This window comes from Vibrio bivalvicida, from assembly GCF_001399455.2.
Taxonomy (GTDB): domain Bacteria; phylum Pseudomonadota; class Gammaproteobacteria; order Enterobacterales; family Vibrionaceae; genus Vibrio; species Vibrio bivalvicida.
Map to the genome: position 1 here is coordinate 88,495 of NZ_LLEI02000019.1, position 7,540 is coordinate 96,034.

A 7,540-nucleotide genomic window follows, 5' to 3' on the forward strand; every position below is an offset into this window, starting at 1 on the left:
ATAAATTAAATCTGCGAGTATTATTTTCTTTATTTTTAGCGGTGATCAACGCGACGGACAATCGCATCACCAATTGATTGAATGATTTGCACTAACACGATAAGCATCACAACGGTGACTGCCATGATAACCACATCGTAGCGGTGGAAGCCGTAGCGAATCGCAACGTCGCCTAAACCACCTCCTCCAACAGTACCTGCCATTGCGGAGTAGCTGACAAGTGTGACGAGCGTAATCGTTACCGAGTTAACGATAGTTGGCATTGCTTCTGGAAGCAGTACCTTAGAAATAATCTGAACAGGTGTCGCTCCCATGGATTGAGCAGCTTCCACTAAACCTGTAGGTACTTCCAGCAGTGCGCCTTCAATAAGACGAGCTACAAATGGGATTGCGCCAATGGTCAGTGGAACAATCGCTGCCGTTGTACCAATAAAGGTACCAACGATTACCTTGGTGACCGGAATAATGGCAACCATCAAGACTAGGAAAGGGACTGAACGACCTACGTTAACGATAGCACCAAGTACACTATTGAGTTTGGTGTTTTCAAGTAAGCCACCTTTCTTAGTGATATGCAGAATAACGCCGAGTGGAATACCAACTGCGAAGCCAACAATACCCGCAACTGCCACCATGTAGAGGGTTTCCCAAGTAGCGCCGATAAGTAGATTGCTGTTTAAGCTCAGCCACTGTGAAATTTCATTAAAGGACATAGCCCAGTACCTCTACTTTTACGTTGTGCTCACGCAGGAATTCAATCGCTGCGTTGTCATCTTGCTCATTACCAAATAGCTCAGCGACCATCATGCCGAATTTGACACCGCCAGCGTAATCAAGGTCAGAACTCAAAATACTGACATCAATGTTGAATTTTCGAGCAATTTGCGTCATTAGCGGCGCATCAACCGTTGCGCCTGTAAACTCTAGACGAACCAATGGGTAACTGCCTTCTACACGCGTCTCTTGTACACGAACTTGGTAATCTTCTGGAATTGAAAGGTCCAAAGTAGAACGAATGAACTGATGCGCCAGTTCTGTCTTAGGATGAGCGAAGATTTCGCCTACCGTGCCTTTTTCGACTAGCTCACCACCACCAATGATAGCGACTTCGTGGCAGATGCTTTTAACAACGTCCATTTCGTGAGTAATCAAAAGCATCGTAATATTTAGCTTGCGGTTGATCTTCTTGAGTAGCTCAAGAATCGATTGTGTCGTTGCAGGATCAAGCGCGCTGGTGGCCTCATCACACAGCAGGACTTTTGGATCTGACGCGAGAGCACGGGCAATCGCGACACGCTGCTTTTGACCTCCACTTAAATTTGCAGGATAGCTTTCATGCTTATCTTCAAGACCAACGAGCTTTAATAGCTCTGTCACTTTACTCGTGATGTGCGCCTTGTTTTGGCTTGCCAGCTCTAGTGGTAGAGCAACATTGCCAAATACGGTACGTGATGACAGCAAGTTAAAGTGTTGGAAGATCATGCCAATATTACGGCGAGCTTCGCTGAGTTGAGATTTACCTAACTTTGTTAGATCGACACCGTCAACAACAATCGATCCTGTCGTTGGTGCTTCTAGCATGTTTACACAACGTATAAGCGTACTTTTTCCTGCTCCCGATGAGCCAATAACACCAAAGATGGTTCCCTGTGGGATATGAAGGTTTATTTCCTTTAAGGCATGTATTTCCTTATTACCTTGGTGGAACACCTTATTTACTTGATTAATTTCAATCATCGAGGGACTCGCTATCAGATTAGATGAAGAGCAGCAGATAATATCGAGCTACATCTCATTTAGTAGATGATGCTATGGTCTCACGTGTTTTGTGTCAATAGATATTTTTACGTCTAGACGTCTAAACGTATTTTTTGCTCAATCGATTGGTAATTAGATAGTGATGAAAGAAATAAAGCGTGCAATAATTCTTAGTAAATAATGTAAAAATGAGAAGCATATTTTGGCAAAACCAGCAGTCTTTTTAGACCGAGATGGCGTGATTAATGTCGACCATGGCTATGTCCACGACGAGCACGATTTTGAGTTTATTGATGGTGTTTTTGATGCCGCTAAGAAACTCAAAGAAATGGGTTACCAGCTCGTATTGGTGACAAATCAGTCAGGCATTGCTCGTGGTAAATTTAGCGAAGATCGCTTTCTTTCATTAACTCAGTGGATGGATTGGAACTTCGTCGACAATGGTGTTGAGTTTGATGGTATTTATTACTGTCCGCATCATGCTGAGCATGGCATAGGGAAGTACAAGCAAGACTGCGAATGCCGCAAGCCAAAACCTGGGATGTTTATTTCAGCTCGTGACTTCTTAAAAATTGATATGGCTAATTCAGTCATGGTTGGCGATAAAGCAGAAGATATGATGGCGGCAAAGGCCGCAGGTGTTGGCACCATGATCCTTGTTCGTACGGGGAAACCTGTCACTGATAAGGGAGAGGCGATTGCCTCGGTAGTACTAGAAAGTATTAAACAGGTTCCAGCGTATCTAGCGAAATAAACTGAGAAAGGCTGCCACGGACGGCCTTTGTCTTGTTTGGAGGGAATCATGAAACATCGTGTATTGTTTACAACAGTCCTAGCATTGAGCCTATCTGGGTGCTCTTTTACTGCAATGGAAAGAGAAAATCACTATCAGGGCGATTTTATGTTTTATCAGTGCAGTGCTGGTGAGACATTTGAGTTAGCGTTAATGCCTAATGACGACACAGCGCTACTTAGGCTTCCGAAAAGGGACTATAGGATGATTCAAGTGCCTTCTGGGTCGGGGACCAAGTATATTCTTCATGATGGCACAGCAGAAATACAAAACTTTGTGACGCTCTATACCAAAGGTAAAGAAGCGCGTCTCGACTTAGGTCAAGTTGTCTACAAAAACTGTATTACCCAATAGATCTTTTACGATAGCTTGTCAGGAGGCGAGAGCCTCCTTTTAATGATCAACGACTAGAATCACTATTATATGAGCAAAAAACTAACCATTCTTGATATTGCGCGACTGTCCGGTGTGGGCAAGTCGACGGTCTCTCGTGTTCTAACCAATGACCCTAAGGTTAAACCTGAAACACGTGCCAAAGTGGAGCAGGTGATTCAAGAATCAGGTTATGTCCCATCAAAGTCGGCTCAGGCGATGCGTGGGGGGAGCCAAAAAGTGGTCGGAGTGATCATCTCTCGTCTCGATTCTCCATCAGAAAACAAAGCGGTGGGCAGCATGCTCAATACGTTATATAGGACGGGCTATGATGTCGTTATCATGGAGAGTCAGTTTGATCGTGACAAGACAAATGAACATTTAGACGTGCTGAAAAAGCGTAATGTTGATGGTGTGATTGTGTTTGGATTCAGTGGTTTCGATATCGCTAAACTCGCGAGTTGGCATAATCGTACAGTGGTCATCGCTATGGACACTGATGAGGTGTCTTCTATCAATTACGACAATAGGCAAGTGATTGCTAAAGCGCTAGAGTTTCTAGAGCAAAGAAACCTTACCAACATCGCGTTTATTGGTGTCGATCCTAGTGATAAAACGACGGGTAAGTTGCGTTTAGAAGCTTATCTTGAGTGGTGTCAAATTCAATCTATCGCACCCAATTATCAAACAGGTCAACTCAACCATGAAAGTGCCTATTTGCTGGTGGATGATGTGTTGACTGAAAAAGTTCAAGCGATTGTTTGTGCAAGTGATACATTAGCGTTGGGAGTTATAAAACGTTTGCAAGAGCTCAATCGTGAAGACGTTGTTGTTACTGGGGTTGGGGGTAATGAACTGCTTTCCTTCCTATTTCCTAAAGTGTTCAGTATTGATCCTGGCTACTCGTTGGCAGGTGAGAAAGCGGCTAAGCTTCTGATATCTCAAGTAAATGGTGAGCTTGGCCAAGTACATATCACTCAAGAGCCTATCTCAATCTAACCCATTATTTTCAAAGTGAATTAAAATTATACTGTGATCTCTTTCAATTAATGGGACTGTTCCCATTTTTATCTGTAAATAGATCTGACAATATAATGCTACATTTTGGGAATGTTCCCACAAATAGAAAAACAACACGCTTAGTCAGTTTAAAACGTCAACGCTGTTGACAACAGATGAATGAGAATCCAATTAGGGTGGACATGGATATGAGTAAGATTGCGAAACAAGAAGTTGAGCGTCTGATTGAATTGGTCGGTGGCCGCGAAAACATCGCGAGCGTAAGTCACTGTCTGACTCGTCTTCGCTTCGTACTAAATGATACCGATAAAGCAGATCAGAAAGCGCTAGAAGCTTTACCTCTGGTCAAAGGTTGCTTTACTAATGCTGGTCAGTTCCAAGTGGTAATTGGTACTGAAGTCGATGAAGTTTACAAGGTGTTGATTGATCTTTCTGGCAAATCAGAAGCCTCTAAAGATGAGGCGAAGCTAGCTGCTCGTCAGAATATGAATATCTTGGAACGTGGTATTTCCCATCTTGCTGAAATCTTCGTACCACTGCTTCCTGCCATTATTACGGGTGGTTTGATTTTAGGTTTCCGTAACGTGATTGGTGACATCAAGATGTTTGATGGACAGTCACTGACCGAAATCAGCCAGTTTTGGGCGACGGTACATAGTTTCCTATGGTTGATTGGTGAGGCAATCTTCTTCTTCCTACCTGTTGGCGTATGTTGGTCAACGGTGAAAAAACTCGGAGGTACGCCAATTCTTGGTATCACTCTTGGTGTGACTTTAGTTTCACCACAGTTGATGAACGCTTATCTGATCGGCAAGCAAGTGCCTGAAGTGTGGGACTTTGGTCTGTTTGTGATTGAGAAAGTTGGTTATCAAGCACAGGTGATTCCAGCCATGCTCGCGGGTATAGCTCTGGCGTTTATCGAAACCAACCTCAAGCGTATTGTTCCTTCTTACCTTTACTTGGTGGTTGTACCTTTTGTATCAATCATTGTCTCTGTAGTATTGGCTCACTCTCTAATTGGCCCATTTGGTCGCGTATTAGGTGATGGTGTTGCTTTCGCTGCTAAAGCAGCAATGACGGGAGACTTTGCCGTTATTGGTTCAATGGTGTTTGGCTTCTTATATGCTCCGTTAGTGATTACGGGTATCCACCACACCACTAACGCAGTCGACCTACAGTTAATGCAAGACTTAGGTGGTACGCCAATCTGGCCGTTAATTGCTTTGTCAAACATTGCTCAAGCTTCAGCTGTTGTCGGCATTATTATCATCAGTAAAAAGCATGGTGAGCGTGATATTTCTGTACCCGCAGCCATTTCTGCCTACCTTGGTGTAACAGAGCCAGCGATGTACGGTATTAACTTGAAATACAAATTCCCAATGCTAAGCGCAATGATTGGTAGTGCAATTGCAGCTGCTATCTGTGGTAGTGCTGGGGTTATGGCGAATGGTATCGGTGTCGGTGGTCTACCAGGCATTCTATCAATCCAACCACAATTCTGGGGCATCTTTGCTATCGCTATGCTTGTGGCTATCGCTGTGCCAGCGGCATTAACTCTCTTCTTCTATAAGCGTGCACAAGTGAAAGGCGAACTAGAGCCTGCAAACGCTTAATCCCCTCTTATTTCGGAGCGGCTTTTCGTCGCTCCTTTTTCAAAGTTTATTATTTTTTGGTAAGTGAGTTTAGAAATGACAACAATCGCTAATGATAAAAATTGGTGGAAAACCGCCTCTATCTATCAAATCTATCCTAAGAGCTTCTGTGATAGTGGCAGCAAAGGTACGGGTGATATCCAAGGCATTATTTCTAAGCTTGATTACTTAAAGCGGCTTGGTGTCGATGCGATTTGGTTAACGCCAGTTTACAAGTCACCAATGATTGACAACGGTTACGACATCTCAGATTACTACGCGATTAACCCAGATTTTGGCACCATGGAAGACTTTGACCAGCTTCTATCTGAGGCTCATCAACGCGGTATTCGCATCATTATGGATATTGTGGTTAACCACACCTCAACTGATCACACATGGTTCCAGTCGGCACTTGGTGACAAGGACAGCCCATATCGTGACTACTACATATGGAAAGATCCGGTTGATGGTGATATCCCTAACAATTGGCAGTCGAAATTTGGCGGCAGCGCTTGGGAGCTGGATGAAAATACAGGCCAGTACTTCCTCCACTTGTTTGCTAAAGAACAAGCGGATCTTAACTGGGAGAACCCGAAAGTTCGCGGTGAAGTGAAAGAAGTGATCAGCTTTTGGGCAGAAAAAGGCGTAGATGGATTCCGTTTAGATGTGATCAACTTGATTTCTAAGCAGCAAAATTTTCCAAATGATGATATTGGTGATGGTCGACGCTTTTACACCGATGGTCCACGTGTACATGAATACCTGCAAGAGATCAGTGAGGCGGTGTTCCAAAAGTATGGCAGTGTGACTGTGGGGGAAATGTCTTCGACGACACTCGAGCATTGCCAGAAATATTCGTCTCTCGACAATAAAGAATTATCGATGGTGTTTAACTTCCATCACCTCAAAGTTGACTATGTAAATGGTGATAAGTGGACCAAAGCACCATTTGATTTTTCTCAGTTGAAGCAGATTTTTAATCATTGGCAGACAGGATTAAATAATAAAGGTTGGGGGGCGCTGTTTTGGTGTAACCATGACCAACCACGCGTTGTAAGCCGATTAGGCGACGATAAACAATATCGTGTAGAGTCCGCCAAAATGCTCGCAGCGTCTGTGCATATGATGCAAGGGACACCTTATATCTATCAAGGTGAAGAGATAGGTATGACTAACCCAGGTTATACTACTATCGAGCAATACTGTGATGTTGAAAGTACTAATATGTACGACATTATGGTCAATGAGCAAGGTGTCACGCACGATGAAATGATGGCCATTTTAGCGCAAAAATCTCGTGATAACTCTCGTACACCGATGCAGTGGAATGACGAACAATATGCTGGTTTCTCTAAAGCTCAACCCTGGCTAGAGGTAGCGAGTAACTATCCACAAATAAATGCAGATAAAGCAGTGGCAGACAATAACTCAGTTTTCTACTTCTATCAGAAGTTGATCCAATTGCGTAAAGAGGTCGAGGTGATCACAACGGGTAGCTACACCGACCTATATCCAGAGCATAACGCTGTATTTGGGTATCAGCGCAAATCTGAGCAGCAGACACTCATTTGTCTTAACAACTACTATGGCGAAGATACCGAATGTGTTCTTCCACTGGATTTTGATACGACACAAGCCAAATATTTATTGGGTAACTACCAAGATTTAGCTGGCGTTGTGAATCAGCATCAAGTACTTCGCCCTTATGAAACACGCATTATCCTTTTGGAAAACTAACCCCCCTATAGTTGTTAGTTTGTTTAGCCCCGGAATGTCGGGGCTTTTTTATGCTTGTTAGAGAATAGAGAATAGAGAATAGAGAATAGAGAATAGAGAATAGAGAATAGAGAATAGAGAATAGGCGTTTTCAGCATATAAAAAAACCAGCTCAATGAGCTGGTTTTCTGTATATGGTGGAGGGGGACGGATTCGAACCATCGAAGGCAGTGCCAGCAGATTTACA

7 protein-coding genes are annotated in these 7,540 nt (G+C 43.5%); 5 read left to right on the top strand and 2 right to left on the bottom strand.

What is annotated here, in order from left to right:
• Positions 1-35 precede the first annotated feature (35 nt).
• Positions 36-713 (bottom strand): methionine ABC transporter permease, encoded by a 678-nt coding sequence (locus APB76_RS04810; RefSeq protein ID WP_049845411.1) that lies wholly within the window; start codon positions 711-713, stop codon positions 36-38.
• The gene (metN, locus tag APB76_RS04815) at positions 703-1,737 is read right to left on the bottom strand and encodes a methionine ABC transporter ATP-binding protein MetN (protein WP_054961961.1); all 1,035 of its coding nucleotides are present in this window, start codon (positions 1,735-1,737) and stop codon (positions 703-705) included. Before metN ends, APB76_RS04810 begins: the two co-directional genes overlap by 11 nt.
• A gap of 223 nt (positions 1,738-1,960) precedes the next feature.
• Here metN and gmhB point away from each other — a divergent pair, with 223 nt between their 5' ends.
• From gmhB to treC, 5 genes are all read left to right on the top strand, one after another.
• Positions 1,961-2,512 carry a D-glycero-beta-D-manno-heptose 1,7-bisphosphate 7-phosphatase gene (gene gmhB, locus APB76_RS04820; RefSeq protein WP_054961960.1) on the top strand — a complete coding sequence of 184 codons (552 nt, stop codon included), beginning with the start codon at positions 1,961-1,963 and terminating at the stop codon, positions 2,510-2,512.
• Positions 2,513-2,560: 48 nt separating this feature from the next.
• Entirely contained in the window at positions 2,561-2,905 is a 345-nt protein-coding gene (locus APB76_RS04825; RefSeq protein WP_049845414.1) for an MliC family protein, read from the top strand.
• A gap of 69 nt (positions 2,906-2,974) precedes the next feature.
• Positions 2,975-3,922 carry a trehalose operon repressor TreR gene (gene treR, locus APB76_RS04830; protein ID WP_049845415.1) on the top strand — a complete coding sequence of 316 codons (948 nt, stop codon included), beginning with the start codon at positions 2,975-2,977 and terminating at the stop codon, positions 3,920-3,922.
• A 209-nt stretch (positions 3,923-4,131) separates the two neighbouring features.
• A complete protein-coding gene (treB, locus tag APB76_RS04835; protein WP_049845492.1) occupies positions 4,132-5,556 on the top strand; it encodes a PTS trehalose transporter subunit IIBC in 1,425 nt (474 codons plus the stop codon).
• Between the two features lie 75 nt (positions 5,557-5,631).
• Positions 5,632-7,314 (top strand): alpha,alpha-phosphotrehalase, encoded by a 1,683-nt coding sequence (gene treC, locus APB76_RS04840; RefSeq protein WP_054961959.1) that lies wholly within the window; start codon positions 5,632-5,634, stop codon positions 7,312-7,314.
• Positions 7,315-7,540: the final 226 nt, after the last annotated feature.

What these genes read in the sequence shown, in the direction of transcription:
- APB76_RS04810 (WP_049845411.1), bottom strand. Translation starts at nt 713, where the DNA reads ATGTCCTTTAATGAAATTTCACAGTGGCTGAGCTTAAACAGCAATCTA.
- treC (WP_054961959.1), top strand. Translation starts at nt 5,632, where the DNA reads ATGACAACAATCGCTAATGATAAAAATTGGTGGAAAACCGCCTCTATC.
- metN (WP_054961961.1), bottom strand. Translation starts at nt 1,737, where the DNA reads ATGATTGAAATTAATCAAGTAAATAAGGTGTTCCACCAAGGTAATAAG.
- treR (WP_049845415.1), top strand. Translation starts at nt 2,975, where the DNA reads ATGAGCAAAAAACTAACCATTCTTGATATTGCGCGACTGTCCGGTGTG.
- treB (WP_049845492.1), top strand. Translation starts at nt 4,132, where the DNA reads ATGAGTAAGATTGCGAAACAAGAAGTTGAGCGTCTGATTGAATTGGTC.
- APB76_RS04825 (WP_049845414.1), top strand. Translation starts at nt 2,561, where the DNA reads ATGAAACATCGTGTATTGTTTACAACAGTCCTAGCATTGAGCCTATCT.